Origin of the sequence: Intrasporangium oryzae NRRL B-24470 (assembly GCF_000576595.1) — a bacterium.
Taxonomy (GTDB): Bacteria; Actinomycetota; Actinomycetes; order Actinomycetales; family Dermatophilaceae; genus Intrasporangium_C; species Intrasporangium_C oryzae.
The window spans coordinates 1-20,156 of the sequence record NZ_AWSA01000002.1 but is presented as its reverse complement, the minus strand read 5'-3'; the positions used below and the strand labels follow the sequence as shown (position 1 = coordinate 20,156).

Genomic DNA, 20,156 nt, shown 5'->3' with positions numbered 1-20,156 from the left:
CCGGCCGGTCCCTTCCCGGGATTCCGGCCACGGACGCCGGCCCGCTCAGGCGTGACCGGCGGCCAGCCGGTCGGCCACCTTCGCGGTGATCGCGGCGAGGCTCGTCAGCTCCTCGTCGGTCAGCGTCGAGAAGACGAGGCTCTTCACCGTCGCGGCGTGCGCGGGCGCGGCCCGCTCGATCGCGGCGCGGCCCTCCGGTGTGATGACGACGAAAGCGCCCCGGCCGTCCTCGGCGCACTCCTCGCGGCCGACGAGCCCCCGGCGCTCCATGCGCTTGATGTGATGGGAGACGCGGCTGCGCTCCCACTCGAGCGCGTCGGCGAGGTCGGTGACCCGGACCCGGCCTGCCGGGGTGTCGGTCAGCTGGACGAGCACCTCGAAGTCGGGGAGCGACAGCCCGGAGTCGGCCTGCAGGCCGCGGTGGAGCTCGGCCTGGAGCCGGGCGTTCACCTGGAGCCACTGCCGCCACACACTCTGCTGCTCGGTGCTCAGCCACGGGTCCTTGACGTCCACGCGGCCCACTCTACGGGGGAATAGTTGACATGTCATGTAAGTTGCCACCATCATGTCGGTGACACGTCACCTAAAAAGACCGTCTCCGCCATCAGAACACCTGACCACTCCGACGACGTCCTACGGCCTCCGACGACTTCCGACGACCGCCGCACCATGGAAGGACCCCAGATGAGCGCGACCCTGCTGACCCCACAGGTGGACGTCCGCCGCGCCGCGGACCGCTACCAGACCCGGATCGCCTGGCTCGACAGCAAGCACTCCTTCAGCTTCGGCCAGCACTACGACCCGGCCAACACCCACCACGGGCTGCTCCTCGTCAACAACGACGACGTCGTCAAGCCCGGCACCGGTTTCGACACGCACCCGCACCGTGACATGGAGATCGTCACGTGGGTGCTCCAGGGCTCGCTCGTCCACCAGGACTCCACGGGCCACAACGGGGTCATCTACCCCGGCCTCGCCCAGCGGATGAGTGCCGGGACGGGGATCCTCCACTCGGAGAAGAACGACTCGTGGCGCCTCGATGGGCAGGTCCACCAGGACCCGGTGCACTTCGTCCAGATGTGGGTCGTGCCCGACGAGCCGGGTATCACCCCCGGCTACGAGCAGCTCGAGATCGACGACGAGCTGCTCCAGGGCGGCCTCGTCCCCGTCGCGTCGGGCCTGGCACGCCACGAGGCGGCGATCCGGATCAAGAACCGCCACGCGGCCCTGTATGCCGCTCGGCTGGCTCCCGGCCAGAGCGTGCGCCTGCCTGAGGCGCCCTTCATGCACCTGTTCGTCCCGCGTGGATCGGTCGCTCTCGAGGGCGCCGGACCGCTCGAGACCGGTGACTCGGTGCGCTTCACGGCCACCGGCGGTCAGCAGGTCACCGCCACCGAGCCGGCCGAGATCCTCGTGTGGGAGATGCATGCGACCCTCGACGCATGAGCCGGAGGCTGCGGTCCGTCGGTTGACCCCGTCGGGCCCTCCTCCAAGGATGACCCAGTGACCGAAAGGACCCTGATGGACCTGCAGGTGATCGACGCCCCGGAGCGGGGCCGCTATGAGATCGTCCGTGACGGCGAGGTGCTCGGCTTCGCGGCATACCAGAAGACCGACACGCTCATCGTCTTCACGCACACCGAGGTGGACGCCTCGCTCGAGGGGCAGGGCGTCGGTGGACGGCTGGTCCGCGGCGCCCTGGACCACGTCCGGGGCCTCGGCCTGGCGGTGCTCCCGGTCTGTCCGTTCGTCCATGCGTGGATCGCGAGGCATCCCGACTACCACGACCTCGACTACCGGAACGCGGCGAGCAAGGTCACCGACTGACGGCCACCGCGTCCGGCGGAGCCGGCCGACCGTGCCTCGCGCGCGTCAGGTCACGAGGTCGCCGAACAGGTCGACGTACTGGATGAGGTGGCGGTCGCCGAGGAAGTCCTTCCGGACCCGTTCGTGGGCTCTCGCTCCGAGGCGCTCGCGCAGGTCCGGGTCACCGAGTACGCGCAGGATCCGGTCGCCCAGCCCCTCGAGATCCGTCGGGTCCGGCAGCAGCAGCCCCTCCTCGCCGTCGGTGATCTGGTCCTGGATCCCGCCGACGGCGCTCGCGACCACGGGGCGGCCCTTCCACATCGCCTCGGTGACGGTGAGCCCGAAGCCCTCGACGAGGCTCTTCTGGACCACGACCGTGGCGTGCCGCTGCACGGCGTTGACGATGACCGCGTCTTCGTCGACGTCGTCCATGGGGATGCAGGCGAGATGGCACCTCCGGCGCACCGGCTCGGGCAGACCTGCCCAGACCGCGCTGCACGCGGCAAGGACACCGGCGTCCTCCGGGTCGTCGCTCACAGCGGAGACCGCGGGCCCGACCAGCATCAGGTGTGCCTCCGGCTCTGCCGGCGCGACGTGCTGGGCGAAGGCGCCCAGCACGCCCGGCATGTCCTTGAGCCCGTCCCACCGGCTCACCTGGACGACGAGCGGCGCCCCCCTCGGGGGCGGCCCCCCGCCCGACAGCAGGTCGGGATGCCGCCGGACGAACCCCGGCGAGCCGTCGCGCCGAGTGAACTCCACCGCCTCGATCCGGTCGCCGTCCTCGATCAGGCCGGCCCGGCGCAGCACCCGGCTGACATGGTCGTCGTCGAGGACCATGTTCTTGGTCGAGAACGGGTCGATCGACGGGGCGATGAGCCGCACCCGCTCCGGCGGCAGCCACGTGGGGACGTACCGCTGTCGCGAGAACACGAAGGCGTGCGCACGTTCGACGTAGCCGCCGAGGAAGTCCCAGCCGCGCTCGGTCTCGGAGTTGCCGTCGTCGCGACCGATATGGCTGCGCCAGATGACGTGCGCCCCGGCTGTGCGCACGCCGTCGACGAGTCCCGCCGTCTGCGGGTCGTGCAGGAGCACGAGGTCGCCCGGGCGGACGAGCCGCTGGAGCTCGTCGAGGTTCTTTGCCAGCACTTCCTCGTAGTGCGCATGCTCGGCGGCACCGAGATCGCCGCCGTCGCCGGGAGAGCCGTGCAGCAGGTTGTGCAGCCGCTTGGTGATCGCGAAGAAGTCGGGATCGCCGTCGATGACCGCCCAGCGAGTGTCCACCCCGGCGCCTCGGCCGTAGGCGAGCAGGGCCTGCAGCATCTCCGCGACACCGCCGCCGTGAGCGGTCGTGTTGACGTTCCACACGACGCGACCGGCGAGCAGCTGACGGGCGCGCTCGGCCGTCGCCATGAACCGCTCTGCCGCCTCGGGGGCCAGCAGCTGCGCGAGTTTCTCGAGTGGAGCGGCCTGGATCTCAACCAGCTGCATCTCACCATCGTCGCACCGGGATGGGCGCTGCCAGGGGTACATGGGCAAAGGCGCAGAGCCGGAAGGCGACCGAGGGGCTGCAGCGGGCGCCTGAAGGGCCCGTCGTTCTGGTCCGGGCGGCCTCCGTTCTCATCGCCCCGTGAGTCCTGCTGAACGCGTCAGTGCGCGGCGTCGTAGGCGGTGACGACCGACTGCGGGATCCTGCCGCGGGCCGGGACGGTGAGTCCCTGGGCGGCGGCCCAGGCCCGGATGAGTGCGGTGCGCGACTGGCCCACTGCCGGAACGGCCACCCACGACTGGGCGGGAGGGCGTGAGCTCCCCGCCGTCCTCGCTCTGGAGATGTACGGGGCGAGCGCTCTCCGCAGCGTGGCGGCGTTCTTCTCGCTGAGGTCGATCTCGTAGGCGACCCCGTCGATGCTGAACGCGACCGTCTCGACGGCCTCTGTCCCGTCGATGTCGTCGGTCAGGGTCACGATGGTCTGCTTTGCCATGAAGGGTGCCTCTCGGGGGTGGTGTCCCGAGGATAGAGGTCTCGCGGGCCGCCATGGGTGCGCTGTACCGAGGGGGTGCCGTGGACAGGCTCGGCCACAGGTGAGAGGATCGATACATACCCCGCTGGGGTATGAACGGGAGCGGAGTCATGGCTGAGACGACAGTGCTGCACGTGGGTGGCCTCCAGTGGGCGACCTCGACCCCCATCATCGAGAAGACCCTGCTGCGACGGCCCGGGGTCGTGGCCGTGACCGCCAACGCCCTGTCACAGACCGCCACCGTCGAGTTCGACCCGGACCGGACCAACGTGGAGCAGCTCGGTGCCTGGGTCCGTGAGTGCGGCTTCCACTGCGCGGGCGAGTCCGCCCCCACCCACATCTGTGAACCAGCCGATGAGGCACCGGTGCCGCGGGAGGCGGCTCAGCGGCATACGGGCCATGAAACCCACCCAGCACTGGCTCCCGCTCACACTGCGCAGGAGGCCATGGGGCACGGCGGGCACGCGGGGATGTCGATGGACGACATGGTCCGAGACATGCGCAACCGGTTCGTCGTGGCAGCGGTCCTCGCGGTCGCGATCACCCTGTGGTCGCCGATGGGCCGGGACATGCTCGGGTTCACGCTGCCGGCGCCGTTCGGGCTGCGCGACGACGTGTGGACCCTGATCCTCAGCCTGCCGGTCGTGTTCTACTCCGCATGGATCTTCTTCGACGGCGCGTTCCGGGCCCTGCGCAACAGGACGCTGGACATGATGGTCCTCGTCGCCGTGGCCATCGGGGCCGGCTGGCTCTACAGCGTCTACATCACGCTGACCGGCGGGGGAGAGGTCTTCTACGAGGCCGCCGCCGTTCTCGCCGCCTTCGTCCTGCTCGGGCACTGGTTCGAGATGCGCGCTCGTGGGGGCGCCAACGACGCGATCCGCACCCTCATCGACCTCGCCCCGCCCATGGCGACGGTGCTGCGCGACGGGGAGCCGGTCGAGGTCCCGACGGCCGATGTCGTCGTGGGGGACCTGCTGCTGATCCGCCCCGGCGCCGAGATCCCGACCGACGGCGACGTCGAGGAGGGCCGGTCCGAGGTCGACGAGTCGATGGTGACCGGCGAGAGCCTGCCGGTGTCGAAGTCCGTCGGCTCACCGGTGATCGGCGCGTCCATCAACACGACGGGCACCCTGCGCGTCCGGGCGACGAAGATCGGGGCCGACACCGCTCTGGCGCAGATCGTCGCCCTGGTCCAGGAGGCGCAGAACTCGAAGGCTCCCGGGCAGCGGCTCGCCGACCGGGCGGCATTCTGGCTCGTTCTGGTCGCGCTCATCGGCGGCCTCGCGACGTTCCTCGCCTGGCTCGGCGTCGGCGCGGGCGTCCAGACCGCGCTGCTCTACGCGATCACGGTGGTGGTCATCACCTGCCCCGACGCGCTCGGGCTCGCGACCCCGACGGCGATCATGGTCGGCACCGGCCTCGCGGCCAAGCGTGGCGTGCTCTTCAAGAACGCCACCGCCCTGGAGACCTCGGCCCGCATCGACACGGTTGTCATGGACAAGACCGGCACCCTGACCAAGGGTGCTCCAGAGGTCACCCGCGTCATCGCCTCAGGGCTCACGGAGGCCGAGGTGCTGACGCTGGTTGCCGCGGTCGAGAAGGAGTCCGAGCACCCCCTCGCTGCCGCCGTCGTGTCGTATGCCGCCGAGCGGGGTCGTGATCGAAGCGTGGCCTCGGGCTTTCGCAACGTCCCCGGGCACGGCGCCGTGGCGGGCGTCGACGGGCACCGCGTCGTGGTGGGCAACCGCAGGCTGATGGCCGACGAGGCAGTCGAGCTGGGCGACGTGCTGACTGAACGGGACCGGTTGGCCTCCGTGGGCCAGACCGCCGTGCTCGTAGGGGTCGACGGACGCGGCGTGGCCGTGATCGGCCTGGCCGACGCGGCCCGAGAGACGTCCGCCCGGGCCGTGAGCTCGTTGCACGCGCTCGGGGCGCAGGTCGTGATGCTGTCCGGCGACAACCGGGCCACGGCCGAGCGGATCGCCGGCGAGCTCGGCATCGACACGGTCATCGCCGAGGTCCTCCCCGGCGAGAAGGCCGGCAAGATCGCCGAGCTGCAGCAGGACGGCCGCAAGGTCGCCATGGTCGGCGACGGCGTCAACGACGCCCCCGCCCTCGCGCAGGCCGACCTCGGGATCGCCATCGGGGCCGGCACCGACGTCGCCATCGAGACGGCTGACGTCGTGCTGATGCGCTCCGACCCGCTCGACATCCCGACGGCCCTGCGGGTCGGGCGCGGCACGCTGCGCAAGATGCGCCAGAACCTCGGGTGGGCGGTCGGCTACAACGTCATCGCCCTGCCCATCGCCGCCGGTGTCTTCTCCGCGTGGGGACTGACCCTGCGCCCCGAGATCGCGGCCCTGTCGATGTCCGGCTCGAGCCTCATCGTCGCCGTCAACGCGCTCATGCTCAAGAGACTGCGGCTGCCCGGCCCGACGCCCGGCCCCAGTGCCACGGTTGATGCGGCCGACCACCCTCACCCCGTGTCGCCGTCATCCTGAGGGCCCAGGACCGGGCTCTTGTCAGGCCTTGAGAAAAGCGATATCACTTTACTATCACTTTTTTTTCAGGAGGCACGGCATGTCCACTGTTCCCCCACCCTCCGACCGGGGTCCCCTCGGTTCGAGCGGTGCCCCGAGACCCGTTGGCCACCAAGGGGCCAGGGTCGAGATCTCGCAGCGACCCGCGTTCGCCGTCACGGGCTGGTTCGGCGTCATCGTCCTCGCGCTCTGTGCTCTGGGGATCTGGTGGGCGGCCACCAACAACCAGGCGCTGCTGTGGCTGCCGATCCTCGTCCTCGTTCTCGTGGCCTCCGCGCTCGACATCTTCCCGCCCGGCCAGATGCTCGTCGTGCAGTTCTTCGGCCGCTACGTCGGCACGGTGGCGCGCCCGGGGTTCTGGTTCGTGCTGCCGCTCACGGTCCGCCGTCGCGTCAGCGTCCGCGTGCGCAACTTCGAGACGAACCACCTCAAGGTCAACGACGCCGACGGCAACCCCGTCGAGATCGCCGCGATCGTCGTCTGGCAGGTCGCCGACACGGCGAAGTCGACGTATGCCGTCGACAGCTACCAGAACTTCGTGACCGTCCAGGCCGAGTCCGCACTGCGGCATGTCGCGACGAGCCACCCCTATGACGACTCGACCGGGTCCGGCACGTCCCTGCGCGGGTCGACGGACATCGTCGCCGGCCAGCTGGCCGAGGAGGTCGCCGAACGCGTCTCGATCGCGGGGGTCGAGATCATCGAGGTCCGGATCTCACACCTCGCGTACGCGCCGGAGATCGCGCAGGCGATGCTGAGGCGTCAGCAGGCGAACGCCGTCGTCGCGGCCCGCAGCCGGATCGTCGAGGGTGCCGTCGGCATGGTCGAGATGGCCCTCGCCCGGCTCGCCGAGCACGAGATCGTCGAGCTCGACGAGGAGCGCAAGGCCAGCATGGTGAGCAACCTGCTCGTCGTGCTGTGCGGCGACCAGCCGCCCTCGCCCGTCGTCAATGCCGGGTCGCTCTACACGTGAGCGCCCGGCGCCAGGTGCTCCTCCGGCTCGACCCCGCGGTGCACGACGCGATGATGCGGTGGGCGGGTGACGACCTGCGCAGTCTCAACGCCCAGGTCGAGGTCGTCCTGCGCCGTGCCCTGACCGAGGCCGGCCGGATGCCCAGACACGCGGGGCCACTCCCGCAGCGTGGTCGGCCCCGGAGCGCTCCCGAGTAGCCCAGGCTTCGATGTCTTCCACGGTCGCATGCGACCGTGGAAGACATCGAACCGGTGGGAGTGTGCAGGGCTGAGATCGGTCGATCAACGGGTGGTTCACTTGGACTGTGTTGTCCGATACGGGCCCAGATCCGGCGTTGGCCCTGTGAGTACTCGGCGTGACCGGTGCCCGGAGTAGAGCTTGCGCCTCCCTCGGGACCACCCTTCTCCCGGGCCGAGGTGGGCGCGCTGTGGTCGTTCATCCACGGGGAGATCATGGACGGGGGTATCCGCACGCAGCTGCGTGAGCACTGGGGTCTCTGTCCGCGCCATGCCTGGGGCCACGCCTTTGTCGACATCGAGCTCTGGGAGCAGGGGACGGCCACACGTGCGGGGCACTTGCCCTTCGACGCGGAAGTGTTGCACGAGGAGCTGCTCGGAGACGCCGTCGGGGCGTTCACCCGGCCCCTGAGTCGCCGCCGCCTGCTCAGGGCGTTGGCCAGGAAGGGACGCTGTCGCGTGTGCGTAGGCCTCTCGGGGAGCCACGTGGACCGCATCGGCTATGCGGGCCAGTCCTCGGGCACGCTGACCCGAATCGTCGATCAGCTCGGATTCACGCGCGAGCTGATCTGCGCCAGCCGCGGGACATGGAGGCTCGGAATGTGCCCCTCCTGTGCATGGCCGGGCTCGACGGATGCCTATGCCTTGGGGAGCAGGCCTCTGCTCTGTCGCCACCACACGAGCGAGCTGCTCGCCGCAGATGGGCTGTATACGTCGACGCAGGAACGGATTGCCAGTCAGCTCAAGGCGGTTCTGACCCGGTTGCGCCGTCACATCGAGACGGGCTCCTGGGCGGATCCAAACGCACAAGCGGATCCCGCTGCTGCGTGGGTCGAGGCGCTCGGGTGGACGGCGGGGTGGGATCCGGTTCTCGCGATAGCAGCGGATTGCGGATGAGCGCCACGCCGCCGAGGTCAGGTCGGTGGCTGCTCCTGAGGACCGACGGTCGGCCGCTCGCGCAGCCGCTCGAGGGCGAACCAGCCGACGGGGATCCGTGTTCGTCCAACGGCGAGGAAGGCATGTCCGAGAAGGAGGTCGTTCGACCCCGGACTCACCTGGACGACGTAGTCGCGAAGCCGTCCCGCGATGCCGCGTTCAGGTGAGGCGACGCCTCCGTAGTCGAGCAGGAGGGCGTTGAGGTAACGGTTGTCCCTGCCTGTCGCGTCGACGCGGGACACGGTGAACCGGGCCCACTCGCGACGACCATCGCGCTGCCTTCGCTCTGCCCATGGGGACGTGAGGTCGCTGCCGACGACGGACACGTTGTAGCCCAGGGCGCGGCCCTCGACCGTCTCGAAACCCTTGATGAAGCGCCGGATGCCGAGCAGGCGCGACGATGCAGGAAGGTTGGTGCCGCGCCACTCCCAACCGGACAGGGCGCCGAGATCGGGCTCGCCGCCCCGCCGCATCAGTGCGGTGAGTCTGCGGGTGGGTGACCGGACGAGTGAGAGGTAGCCCGGCGTTGCCGGGGTCTGGTCAGCGGTCTTCACCATGTCTCGATGATCCTCTCTGCGACGCGGGTGGCGAGCGCCATGATCGTGAGCATCGGGTTCACACCGACGGCGCCGGGGAAGAGGCTCGCGTCGGCCACCGAGAGCCCACGCGCGTCGTGCACGGCGCCGTACGGGTCGCACACCGCCCAAAGGGGATCGGTGCCGATTCTCGCGGTGCCCATGAGATGAACGGTGGACAGGTCCATGTCGGGCGCCCTGAACCGGAGAGCGGATGCCCGGCGCACGTCCTCGCGGCTCTGTAGCGGCTGCTGACCACGAATCGGAAGATGCACGGTGTGCGCTCCAGCCGCCAGCAGCGCCTCGCTCAGGCGGAGGAGTCCACTCGCCACCCGACCGGCGTCGGCGGGTGCGACGGGGTAGGTGACCGCGGCGCCGCTCCTCCCGAGTGCCCTGACCCGGCCGGTGCCCGTGTCCTCGACGAGCACTCCCGCAGTGACGATCTGGTTGTACCGGGTCATGGTCTCGCCCAGCGGCGCCCCGTCCAGAGGCAGCGATCGCGCGACGAGCGACGGCGGCAGGTTGACGGCTGCCAGGATGATGCCGTCGCGTTCGAACTCACGGACCTGCAGCGACTGGTGGGCGCCCTTCCAGCCCTCGACGACCTCGTCGAAGACGGCAGCGACACCGGCTCCCGGGTGGACCGACAGGTTGCGGCCCAGCTGCCCGGACGGGGGCTGCACCCCCGAGCGCAGCAGGAGGGCGGCAGTCTGGATCGCTCCGGCGCAGACCACGACGTGACGCGCCCGTGCCTCGAAGACCCGTGCGCGGCCTGCGTCCCCACTGACGTGCCCGCGGACTCCCACGGCTTGCTTGCCCGTCATCAGGACGCGGTCGACCCGACAGCCGGCCCACACTGTCGCCCCGAACGCGAGGGCGCGCGGCAGGTAGCTGACGAGAGTCGACTGCTTGGCACCCGTCGGGCAGCCCCAGGTGCAGACGTTGCACCCTCCGCAGTGGACGTGGTTGCGGCGGTCGTCCACGACCCGCCACCCCAACCGCTCGGCGCCGAGGCGCAGGAGGTCCTGGTCTCGTCCGATCGAGCCCGGGTCCGGCAGACCCACGGACAGGAAGCGTTCGACGCGTTCGTAGTGGGCGTCGAGGCCATGGCCGGCCAAGGTCCGGTCGCCGGATGTGGTCGCCCACCGTGACAGGGTCGATTCTGAGGCACGAAAGGCCATGCCCCCGTTGACGACCGTGCCGCCGCCGACGCACCGGCCCTCGGCGTAGCCGATCGGCGCACGGCCGAGTGTGGTCATCGCGCCACCCTCGCGGTAGAGCGTCTGCAGGGCCCTCAGGGTGGACGTCGTGAACGACTCGGTCGAGTGGTGCTCGCCCTCCTCGAGAACCACCACCGACAACCCCGCCTCGGCCAGCTCTGCCGCGACGACGCCACCTCCCGCTCCAGAGCCCACGACGACGACGTCGCACTCGACCAGGCTCGGCATCTCGGCCCCCGGGCGGATGACGCCATTTCGACTCTGGTGGGATCGAGGGTCTTCCGCAGTCGCGGCCGACTCCCGCGCTCGGACCCGGAGCCTCGATGCCGACGGCGACAACGGTGCCGGAGCGACCAGCAGCCGTCGATGGGTGGCGATGTCGGCGGACCACCTCTCACCGCGCTGGGCCGCCTTGGCAGCGACGAAGGGATCAGGCAGGTACCCGACCGCGGCGCGTACCTCGGGCACCTCGTAGTGCGCCAACACGATGATGTCCCGAATGAGCCTGAGAGCAGGGCGCATCGGGCCTCGACGCCAGCGGTCGAGGACCACACGCGCATCCGCGGGGTCGAGCGCGCTGAAGGGGATCCCCGAGCGCAGTCGGGTGGCGCGCTCCAGTCCTTGGGCAACGGTGAGCAGCGCCCGCCTCGCCGTGGGGCCGAGGGCACCCACATAGGCGTCCGCATTGTCGACCGTGGCCTCGATCAGCTCGGTGGTCAGCCCGTCAGGCGGACAGACGGCGCGAGCCACTGCAGCGAAGACAGGACGGTGCCGCCCCAGCGTCGCTGCCTCTTCGCCGCCCCGCGGCCGCGCCGTCATTGCGGTCTGGCTGCGTGGCCGAGACTCTGCACCAAACGAAACGAGAACCGCCCCACGGCGGCGAGGAGGGCGCTCACCCCCTCATGGTCCCCGATCGTGCAGCCCGATATGACGTATTCGGCGGTCGGATCCGATGGCCGAATACGTCGAACGAAGGTCAGGGCGAGCTGGACGACGTCGTTGTCACGGTGGTCGTCACCGTCTGCGTGACCGTGGAGGTCGAGGTCACGGTCGGCGCTTGCTTCGCCTCCGCGATGGCCTTCTCGAGTGCGGCGACGGTGGCTGCGTCGACGGTGCCCGTGGCCGGCACCTTCAGGTCGGTCTGGAGCTTCTTCAGTGCGTCGGTGAGCGCGGGCGTCCATTGTCCGTCGACCGGACCGTCCCAGTAGCCGGCGAGCTTCAGTGTCTGCTGAACCGCCGCGGTCGAGGCCACGGCGGCCTGTGCGGCGGCCCCACCCTTGGCTGTCAGGTCAGATCGCAGGGCCGCATCCGTCGCCTTGTCCAGCGTTCCGGTGACGGGCAGACCATGCGCCTTCTGGAGCGCCTCCACGGCGGCTACGGTCGTCGGGCCGTACACCCCGTCGACCTTGCCCGTGTAGTAGCCGGCGTCGGCCAGGCCCTGCTGCAGGGCGGCGGTGTAGTCGTGGACAGCCTTCGCGGCCTTGTCCTGCTGGGCGTCGGTGAGGCATCCCGCCTCCGAGTAGAGCTGCAGCCACGCCATCTCGAGGGCGACGGCTGCGGCGTTGAACTGCTGGGAAGCCTGGCGCAGTGGCGTGGCATCCGCGACTCCTGACTGGGCGGTCGCGAACTCGTTCTCGGCCTGCTGGACTCGGGTCACCGCCTCGCTGAGCTCGGCGGAGGGAGTGGTGGCGGAGCTCGACGGTGACCCGGACGCCGAGGGCGTGGTGGACGGTGGTGCCGTCCCACCTGTCGCCGAGGCCTGAGCCGCAACAAGCTCAGCCTGGGCGGCGACAAGCTCTTGCTCGGCCTTCGACACCTCGCGGTGCGCATCGGCCGCGGCCTGCCCGGACGAAGCCGCGGCCTGACCCGGCTCCTTGAGGTCCCGGCCAGCGGTCTTCACGTCGCCCACCGTCGGCGCCGTCGCGTTGAGGATGTCGCCATAGCGGTCCAGCGCTGTGATGTACGTGGCGCTGGACGAGCAGAACGTGGCGCTCGCCGCGGTGGCCGCAGCCTCGGCTTCGTCGAGCGCCTTCTGCTTCGCGGCGACCTTCGCCTCCGCCGCGGACACCGGAGTCTCTCCGCCGCTGCACCCTGCGAGCACCGAGGCCGCCGCGAGGACGGCCACACTGACGACCGACCAGCGGGTCCAGCGGGATCGGCGGCGCGTCCGCACCGATGACCGGTCGGATCGGCCCAAGACCATGGCGACTCTCCTCCCTGGCGGCTCGATCCGAGCGTGTCATATCGGAGACGCCGGCGCCGGTGAACCCGAACAACGCGTCGGACCGGATGCTGGCAGGGGACAGTTGATCGACCCGTTCCTGGACAGGGTCGAGGAGTGGTTTGATCGCAGCCGCGGGAAGGTCGGCGCGGACCTGAGCCACGACACGCTCGTCGCGCTGGGCTACACCCGCTCGGAGGGAATCGCACGGTCGCGACGGTCTCACGACCGGCCGAGCGGACGGCATGGCCTTCGCACGCCGCGTCTTCGGTGACTCCGCCCGACCGAAGGAATCACGGCATTCCATTGTGGGCCTACTCGCGCCGGAGGAGGATCGAGTGTGGTCCGGCATCGGCTGGTGCCTGGCTCACGGCGTCGAAGGAGCAGTTGTGTCGAAGTACATGGTTTTCTACAACACCACGAGCGCCATGCGCGCTCAGATGGCCGAGATCCCGCCCGAGCAGTCTGCGGCTGGAATGCAGGAATGGATGACGTGGGGCGAACGGGTCGGGGACCGACTCGTCGACATGGGTTCACCACTCGAGAACGACGGTGACGCTGACGTGCAGGTCTCCGGCTACTCCGTCATCGAGGCCGATTCGCAGGAGCAGCTCGACGGGTTCCTCGAGGGACACCCCCACACCGCGGCAGGCGGGACGATCTCGACGCAACGGTTCATGGAGATGCCCGGAATGTGAGGATGGCACCTCCATGGCCAAGGGGCCGTGGACGTGAAGAACGAGGTGGCAGTGAGGGGAGTCCACCGTGCGGGCTCGTGACCTGGGGATTCGCATCGGTGACCTGCCGACCGGCCCTGACAACGCGATCACCGACGTCGACGGCGTACGCGTCGGACACTGCACCATCGTCGAGGGCGACGGGCCGCTGCTGATCGGCCGCGGGCCGGTGCGGACCGGGGTGACCATGGTCGTACCCCACGACGGCAACGTGTGGAGCGAGCCGATCTTCGCCGGCTACCACCGCCTCAACGGCAATGGCGAGATGACGGGCATCGAGTGGGTCCGGGAGGCCGGGATGCTCCTGTCGCCCATCGGTATCACCAACACCCACAGCGTGGGGGTCGTCCGTGACACGCTCGTCGCCCTCGAGGTGGAGGAGTTGGGTGCCGACCGGGAGGCCTGGGCCCTGCCCGTCGTGGGCGAGACCTGGGACGGGATCCTCAATGACGTCAACGGTTTCCACGTCCGCCCGGATCACGCTCGCGCGGCATACGCTGCCGCGAGTGCCGGAACGGTTGCCGAGGGAGCCGTCGGCGGCGGCACCGGCATGATCTGCCACGGGTTCAAGGGCGGCATCGGCACGTCGTCGCGCGTCGTGCCGGCCGACGCCGGCGGCTTCACCGTGGGGGTGCTCGTCCAGGCGAACCACGGCCGGCGCGCGCGGCTCTCGGTCGACGGGGTGCCCGTTGGCCGGCTCGTCCCACCGGAGGTGGTCCCCACCCCCGACGTCCCGCCGCTGCTCCAGCAGGGCGGCGGCTCGATCATCGGGCTCGTGGCGACCGATGCCCCCCTGCTGCCCACGCAGTGCCGCCGCCTCGCCCAGCGCGCCTCCTTCGGGGTGGCGCGCACAGGCGGGGTGGGAGAGAACTCCAGCGGCGACCTGTTCCTTGCCTTCTCGACCGGGAACAGGGGTATGCCGCCCTGCCACTACGGCGATGCGCCGCCCCTGACCTCTCAGGTGCTCATGCTCTCGGACAGCTACGTCAACGCTCTCTTCGACGCCGTCATCGAGGCCACCGAGGAGGCGATCGTCAACGCCCTCGTCGCCGCCCAGACGATGACGGGGGTCAATCGCGTGACCGCCCACGCCCTGCCCCATCACCTCCTGCGGGAGGCTATGGCGGCGCCCGTCAAGCCCCGCTCGTGAGGACCCCTGCCCATGGGATGCGGGCGCGTCCGTCCCTTTCTCATGGCCACCAACACACCCTCGGAGGAAGTCTCGCTCATTGACCAGTGAGAGGCACTGAGCACTGGCTACCTCGACGGGTATGCCCGCGCCTCCACCCCATCGAGCAAGGTGCATCCCTTCACCGCGACCCGCTGGCAGCCTCCGGCTGCCAGCTCGGTCACGAGCAGCCGCAGCCCGGCGTGCCGGACTTTCCGGTCGGGTGGGCGGGGTGGTGGCTGTCCTCGAGGTCGACGCGCAGGTTGACGCTGGTGATGTGCACGGCGCTGATGTCCGCCTCGTCCATCCCGAGGCACCGGAGCAGGTCACCGGCCGGGCGACGACAGTCGGTCCGGTGGCACCGGTGTCGGCATCTTGGGGCGGGCTGCGGGCTGACCACCACGGCGTCGCGGTCCGGCTGGTGCACGAGTACTCCTGGGTCCGCAACGAGGTTGGGGTCCCACTCCACCGAGACCTCGTAGCCGCCGTCACCGCGGTCGCGCACGGGGCCGACGACGTGCACTGCGGGCATCGGCGAGACGGTGAACAGGTCTCCGCGCCCGGGGCCGACAGGGTTGCCGTAGACGTCGCGCGGGACGATGACCAGGACCCCGGTGCTGAGCGTGCCTGCCCCGGGAGCCACGTCCACGAGAGTGACCTCGCTGCGTCCCGGGTCGATGCCCGGCTCGACGTGCACGGACCAGTGGGCCTCGCGGGTGGCCGAGCACTGGGTGCCGTAGGTGGCGATCGCCCGGAACTGGTAGGTGCCCTCGACTCGCGTGAGGTCGGTGACCCGGTGGTTGTAGTTGCCGTCCGGTTCCATCGCGCCGTCGTCGTGAAGGCCGTCGTCGAACAGGTACACCTGCGTGGTCGTGTTTCCGACGGGTAGGTGACCGCCGGAGCCGGAGGCGATCGCTTGCAGGGTCGAGTGGAAGGCGTCCAGCGAGTCAGCGCCGGGTTGTGGCGGCCTGAGCCCGGCCTCGGCCGTGAGCTGGCCCAGCGCCAGCTCCGGGCGGGCGATGTGGACGGTGACGGTGGCGTCGCTGGGGAACGTGCCATCGGCATAGTGGAGCCCGGCCCGAAGGTCGACGGGGTCGCCGGTGTAGAGACGGCGCGCCGGGGGTTGGGCCACAAGTTTGGGGCCTCCGGCGCAGATGACCAGGTACTGGTATCGCACGTCGGTGGACGGTGGCGGGAACTCGCCGCCCCCACCGAGGCGCTCGACGGTGAACTGCCAGTGGCCGTCGCGCTCACCGGCGTGGGGCAGTGGTACCCGCCAGAACGCCCAGTTGCGGCCACGTACCGGGCGGATCCGGCGTTCGGAGACGACCTTGCCGGATGGCGTCGACAGTCGGGCGAGCAGCGGGGTCTCCTCGGAGTCCCAGGTGAGCACGAGCGTGATGCGCTCCTCCCCGCACACGTCGAAGCCGTGCGGATCGGAGCTCTGCTGACCGGCCTTCAGGACCGCCTCGGGATCGACCAGGGCACCGCTTTCGAAGATGTTGCCGAAGCTGAGCCCGAAGAACTTGCGAAGGGCCAGCCCGTCAGTCGCGCGGGTGAAGTGCCCGCCGTGAGCGTGCGCCACGCGGGTCAGCAGGGGGCCGTTGAGATCGGCGTCGGAGCCCAGCCCGATGACGTTGACGATGGTGTTGCCGAGCGAGCCTTCGACGTCCTCAAGCATCGGCAGTGTGTTCTGCAGCCCGTCGGTCAGGAGCAGGATTGCGCGCTGATGAGTCCCGGATTGGGCCAGTGCGAGCAGCGCGTTGCCCACCCCGGCCCCGATGCTGGTCGCTCCGCCGGGGGTGATCGCTCCGACGTGGCCGGTCGTGAACGGCGCCGGCCCTACCAGCACCCCTTTGGCCGCGGCGGCGGCCTGCGGGGGGTCGACGAGGTCGACTTGGCTGCTGAACGTGACCAGCCCGATCCGGTCGCCCTGGTTCTCCCGGACCAGCTGAACGAACAGGGCGGCGGCGTCCTGTGCCTCGGCCAGCTTGCTGCGCCCCACGGGTGGTGCCGCGGCGGCCATGCTGCCGGACCGGTCGAACACCACCATCGCGTCGATCGGCTGCGGCGGCGCGGGGGGACTGGTCAGCCCGGCCCTGACGGCGGAGGCCGGCGCATAGCCCACGCCGCAGCCGGCGCCGCTGCTCAGTGGTCCGCCGACCAGCATGCCGTTCGCATCGAACAGTGCGGACCCCGAACTGCCTCCCGCGTAGTCGAATCCGGTGATGGTCCCGCCGCCGAAGGTGCCCGCCTGGGTCTTCTTGGCGGCGCCGTTGGGATGGTGCATCGTGAAGATCGTCTCGCCGGTCATCGGTGCGGCCGGCCTGATCTGCAAGGGCGCGGGCAGCGCGCCAGGCGGGGCATCCAGCCGGACCACCACCCAGTCCACGCTGGACGGAGGCTGGAGCACGCCCGTTGCGGCGACGCCGAAGGCCACCTCCTCGATCACCTTGAAGAAGCGTGTGACATGCCCCGGCGGCCTCGTGCCGTCGCAGGCGGTGGCGAAGTCGAACGTGACCGAGGAACTGAGCAGATCCGCGTGGTTGGCGTCGGTCAGGCAGTGCCTGGCGGTCAGGAACAGGTCTGCACCGATCAGCGTGCCCGAACAGCTGCTGACATGGTCGTTGTCGACTTCGACGATGATGCCCGTGGCCGCCGCCACACGCCGGTGGATCGCATCCGTGATCGGGGGCAGGGTGCACGCGGCGTTGCGCCACGCGAAACCCGGGTTGCACTCGAGCCGGGTCTCGTAGATCGGCTCCTGGTAGGTGCTGTCGTGGAGGAACACGTCGGGGTTGGTCAGGCTGCCGATCGAGGTCCCGGGCGTCTGTCCGGGTGGGATGTCGGGCTCGCCGCTGCCGAACTTGCGCAGGACCGCGCTGCCGTTCCCGCCGACGATGCGGATCTTGATCGGCAGGGTGGCCGTGTCGACGGGGCGGGTCCAGAAGCTGGGACCCGAGTTGGAGGTGAACGTGTCGGTCCCGTACCCCAGATCGACGCGTAGCTCCGCGCCCGGGCTGAGGGCGACGTTGTCGAAGTTGAGCATCACGAAACGCACGGGGCCGTGCGGACCCGCCGTGGGGGTCAGGTCGATGCCATTGGTCTGATCAACAGTGCGGCCATCGGTGACGACGCGGCCAAGCCGATGAGTCATGAGTTGCCTCCATGCAGGGAGTGGTACAAGGCGGAGGCATCGACGACCACCGCTGATACACCGCTTCAGCTCTCTGTCCGCCGTGCGAACTGCTCGCGCCCTCCCGTCTGGTCAGGCGGATGCAGGATGGCGAGCCGGCTATCGCCCGTCGCATCAGACCGGACAGTCGCGCCGAGGTCGTTGGTCCCGCTGCTGAGGTCTTCCGCTGGCATCACGGATCGGTCTGTGCGCGTTCGGCTCAGGCCTTGTGGCGCGCGGAGCCGGGTCGGTAGAACGAGGCGTACATCTCGAGCGCCGTCCCGAGCAGCGGGCTGGGCTCACCGGCGTCGGGGTCGTTCGCCGCCTGCTGGCTGATGACCCCGGCCGCGACCGCAACCAGCAGCTGCACGCCGTCGGGGGTCGCGGCTTCGGCCGCCAGGTCGCCGACAGCGACTGCCTCCGCGACAGCGCCAGCCACCATCTCGAAGACCTCCAGGCTCGGCGCGTACGCCTCCGCTGACGGGACGAACCCCGGCACCGGTCGGGTGAACAGGAGCTGGGCGAGCACCGGGTTGCCCACCGAGAACCGCGCCGTGGCATCGACGACCGCCCGGACGGTCGCCCAGCCACCGGAGCCCTGCGCCAGGGCGGCCGCCACGGCGTCGCGATGGGCGCGCATCCCCTGAGCGAACAGCGCGTCGTAGAGGGCCAGCCGGGACGGGAAGTACCGGAACAGCGAGGGCTGACGCAGCCCGACCTGCCGAGCCACCTCGCTGAGGTTCAGCGCGGCAACACCGTGGCTGCCCATCTGGGCCAGCGCCACCTCGAGGATCTCCGCCTCGGTCGCTGCGCGCTGACGCGCCCGCGGCGTAGCCCGACTCACCTCGTCCTCAGCCTTGTTCACGATGCCATACTACATCTGCAATACCCTATTGCATTCCGGGGTTGCGCGGCCGCATACTCGAACGAGAGCCCACCCCAGGAGGACACCATGAAGCCACTGACGGCCGACCAGGTCACCCGCCTCGTCGACAGCGACCCGGACACCCTCTACCGCATCGTGTCGGACGTCACCCGGACGCCGGAGTGGAGCCCGGAGGTGGTCGCCGTCAGGTGGGAGGACGGGCCCGACGGGGACGAAGGACCGGTCGCGGGCGCCCGCTTCACCGCCACCAACCGCCGCCGGTGGCTGCGCTGGACCAACCATCCGGTCGTCGTCACCGCCGAGACGGGACGGGTCTTCGCGTTCTCACGCACCGAACGCGGTGGCGGAACGATGAGATGGACCTACCAGATAGACCGCGTCAACTCCGACCAGAGCCGCCTCACCCTCGGGTACGAGGTGACCGCCCCGGTGCCGACCAGCTTGCACGTCATCCTCAAGGTCCTCTTCCGGGTCGACGACCTCGAGGGAGACCTGCACCAGAACATGGCCCAGAGCCTGGAGCGCATCGCGGCCCTTGCCGCCGCCTCGGCGCCGCAGCGCCCGGTCTGAGGTTTGACTCCCCAAGCCCGCCTTCAACTGCCATCGACCGACAGGAGTACCACCATGCCCAACCACGCGGCCCAGAGCGTCGACCGCCGCTTCGTCGAGGAGGTCCTGAACGGCCACAACCTGGGCGTCCTGCCCGAGCTCGTGACCGACGACTTCACCGAGGAGAACCCGGTACCCGGCCAAGGACCCGGCCGCGAGGGCCTCCGTGACTTCCTCCAGCAGATGTTCACAGCCTTTCCCGACCTGCAGTGGACCGTCGAGCAGATGGTCGCCGACGACGACATGGTCATGGCCTGGAGCACGTGGCAGGGCACCCACCTCGGAGCGTTCCTCGGCATCCCCCCGACGGGAAACCGCGTGAGCGTCGAGGCGTGGACCCGCGACGTCTTCCGCGACGGCAAGATCAGCTCGAGCCGGATCCTGATGGACAACCTCGCCCTGCTCCAGCAGCTCGGAGTGACCCCCGCAGCAGGAGCCTGACACCAGGTCAGGTCGGCCCGCACCGCGCCGGCGCGCACAGGGCAAGCACGGCCCAGTACCGCTGCTCAGCCAGGCTCATCTCCCTCATCAGGGGAGCGTCAAGGACCAACCGAAGCAACTGTCAGACATCGCCAAATCACCATCAGGCGTCAACCGAAGCGCGAAGGGCAACCATCAGCCGAAGTCATAAAGACGCGAGGGTCCGGACCGCGATTGCATCGATGGGTCGCAAGGCCCGGGAGTAAGAGTCCCGTCGAGTGGTGGGCTTTGAGGTCATCTCGATGCCGACCGGTCAGCCCTCGGTGAGGGGCGACGGTGTCAATGTCTTCGGGTTTGCCGATCTTGGCCACGGATTCCTCGGAGAGGTAGCGCCGTTCGTCGGTGGCCCACTCGTCGTGGGTGTCGGCCAGGACCGCTCTAACGGGGCGGATCACGGCGGCCTCGTTCGGGAAGATGGACGCCGCGCCGTCACCAAAACCCAACCACTCCACGGGACGCTGTAATGGCGGCCGCGAGAAGAGCAGTCCGCCGGGCACCTGGAACTGAGTCTGGCCGGACACCGGTCCTGCCGACAATCATCTAACTGTCGGCAACGCTCGAAAATGAGGCCGA

18 protein-coding genes are annotated in these 20,156 nt (G+C 69.9%); 10 read left to right on the top strand and 8 right to left on the bottom strand.

The features are described 5' to 3' along the window. Nucleotides 1–45 precede the first annotated feature (45 nt). Nucleotides 46–513 carry a MarR family winged helix-turn-helix transcriptional regulator gene (locus N865_RS00965; RefSeq protein ID WP_034800557.1) on the bottom strand — a complete coding sequence of 156 codons (468 nt, stop codon included), beginning with the start codon at nt 511–513 and terminating at the stop codon, nt 46–48. 171 nt (nt 514–684) lie between these two features. Between N865_RS00965 and N865_RS00960 the strand changes: the two genes are divergently transcribed. Together N865_RS00960 and N865_RS00955 are read left to right on the top strand one after the other, a co-directional pair. Beyond that, on the top strand, nt 685–1,446 hold the full coding sequence (locus N865_RS00960; protein ID WP_034800556.1) for a pirin family protein: 762 nt from the start codon (nt 685–687) through the stop codon (nt 1,444–1,446). A 57-nt stretch (nt 1,447–1,503) separates the two neighbouring features. Then, the gene (locus tag N865_RS00955; RefSeq protein ID WP_245603619.1) at nt 1,504–1,827 is read left to right on the top strand and encodes a GNAT family N-acetyltransferase; all 324 of its coding nucleotides are present in this window, start codon (nt 1,504–1,506) and stop codon (nt 1,825–1,827) included. A 45-nt stretch (nt 1,828–1,872) separates the two neighbouring features. On the opposite strand, the gene N865_RS23680 is transcribed toward N865_RS00955, so the two are convergent. Both N865_RS23680 and N865_RS00945 read right to left on the bottom strand, forming a co-directional pair. Then, nucleotides 1,873–3,294 carry a glycosyltransferase gene (locus tag N865_RS23680; RefSeq protein ID WP_034800552.1) on the bottom strand — a complete coding sequence of 474 codons (1,422 nt, stop codon included), beginning with the start codon at nt 3,292–3,294 and terminating at the stop codon, nt 1,873–1,875. A gap of 158 nt (nt 3,295–3,452) precedes the next feature. Beyond that, entirely contained in the window at nt 3,453–3,785 is a 333-nt protein-coding gene (locus N865_RS00945; protein WP_034800550.1) for a histone-like nucleoid-structuring protein Lsr2, read from the bottom strand. 149 nt (nt 3,786–3,934) lie between these two features. On the opposite strand from N865_RS00945, the gene N865_RS00940 reads away from it, so the two are divergent. From N865_RS00940 to N865_RS00925, 4 genes are all read left to right on the top strand, one after another. After that, complete coding sequence (locus N865_RS00940; protein WP_034800726.1) at nt 3,935–6,328, top strand: heavy metal translocating P-type ATPase; 2,394 nt, start codon at nt 3,935–3,937, stop codon at nt 6,326–6,328. A gap of 79 nt (nt 6,329–6,407) precedes the next feature. Continuing rightward, entirely contained in the window at nt 6,408–7,340 is a 933-nt protein-coding gene (locus N865_RS00935) for an SPFH domain-containing protein (RefSeq protein WP_034800548.1), read from the top strand. Further along, a complete protein-coding gene (locus tag N865_RS00930) occupies nt 7,337–7,537 on the top strand; it encodes a hypothetical protein (RefSeq protein WP_034800546.1) in 201 nt (66 codons plus the stop codon). The genes N865_RS00935 and N865_RS00930 overlap by 4 nt, the downstream gene beginning before the upstream one ends. A gap of 219 nt (nt 7,538–7,756) precedes the next feature. Further along, a complete protein-coding gene (locus N865_RS00925) occupies nt 7,757–8,473 on the top strand; it encodes a hypothetical protein (RefSeq protein ID WP_034800544.1) in 717 nt (238 codons plus the stop codon). 17 nt (nt 8,474–8,490) lie between these two features. Here N865_RS00925 and N865_RS00920 read toward each other — a convergent pair whose 3' ends face one another. From N865_RS00920 to N865_RS00910, 3 genes are all read right to left on the bottom strand, one after another. Continuing rightward, complete coding sequence (locus tag N865_RS00920; RefSeq protein WP_034800541.1) at nt 8,491–9,069, bottom strand: hypothetical protein; 579 nt, start codon at nt 9,067–9,069, stop codon at nt 8,491–8,493. Continuing rightward, nucleotides 9,063–11,057 carry a GMC family oxidoreductase N-terminal domain-containing protein gene (locus tag N865_RS00915; protein WP_051509776.1) on the bottom strand — a complete coding sequence of 665 codons (1,995 nt, stop codon included), beginning with the start codon at nt 11,055–11,057 and terminating at the stop codon, nt 9,063–9,065. The genes N865_RS00920 and N865_RS00915 overlap by 7 nt, the downstream gene beginning before the upstream one ends. 226 nt (nt 11,058–11,283) lie before the next feature. Then, a complete protein-coding gene (locus N865_RS00910; RefSeq protein WP_084327833.1) occupies nt 11,284–12,510 on the bottom strand; it encodes a peptidoglycan-binding domain-containing protein in 1,227 nt (408 codons plus the stop codon). Between the two features lie 407 nt (nt 12,511–12,917). Between N865_RS00910 and N865_RS00905 the strand changes: the two genes are divergently transcribed. Both N865_RS00905 and N865_RS00900 read left to right on the top strand, forming a co-directional pair. Beyond that, nucleotides 12,918–13,226 carry a YciI family protein gene (locus tag N865_RS00905; protein ID WP_034800539.1) on the top strand — a complete coding sequence of 103 codons (309 nt, stop codon included), beginning with the start codon at nt 12,918–12,920 and terminating at the stop codon, nt 13,224–13,226. Between the two features lie 67 nt (nt 13,227–13,293). Further along, nucleotides 13,294–14,415, top strand: coding sequence for a DmpA family aminopeptidase (locus N865_RS00900; RefSeq protein WP_034800537.1), 1,122 nt, complete (start codon nt 13,294–13,296; stop codon nt 14,413–14,415). A 199-nt stretch (nt 14,416–14,614) separates the two neighbouring features. On the opposite strand, the gene N865_RS00895 is transcribed toward N865_RS00900, so the two are convergent. Both N865_RS00895 and N865_RS00890 read right to left on the bottom strand, forming a co-directional pair. Continuing rightward, complete coding sequence (locus N865_RS00895) at nt 14,615–17,098, bottom strand: VWA domain-containing protein (protein WP_169735676.1); 2,484 nt, start codon at nt 17,096–17,098, stop codon at nt 14,615–14,617. 730 nt (nt 17,099–17,828) lie between these two features. Further along, nucleotides 17,829–18,473, bottom strand: coding sequence for a TetR/AcrR family transcriptional regulator (locus N865_RS00890; RefSeq protein ID WP_051509773.1), 645 nt, complete (start codon nt 18,471–18,473; stop codon nt 17,829–17,831). Between the two features lie 87 nt (nt 18,474–18,560). Here N865_RS00890 and N865_RS00885 point away from each other — a divergent pair, with 87 nt between their 5' ends. After that, nucleotides 18,561–19,064, top strand: coding sequence for an SRPBCC family protein (locus N865_RS00885; RefSeq protein ID WP_034800535.1), 504 nt, complete (start codon nt 18,561–18,563; stop codon nt 19,062–19,064). Between the two features lie 54 nt (nt 19,065–19,118). Then, entirely contained in the window at nt 19,119–19,544 is a 426-nt protein-coding gene (locus tag N865_RS00880; RefSeq protein WP_034800534.1) for an ester cyclase, read from the top strand. The last annotated feature ends 612 nt before the right edge of the window (nt 19,545–20,156 follow it).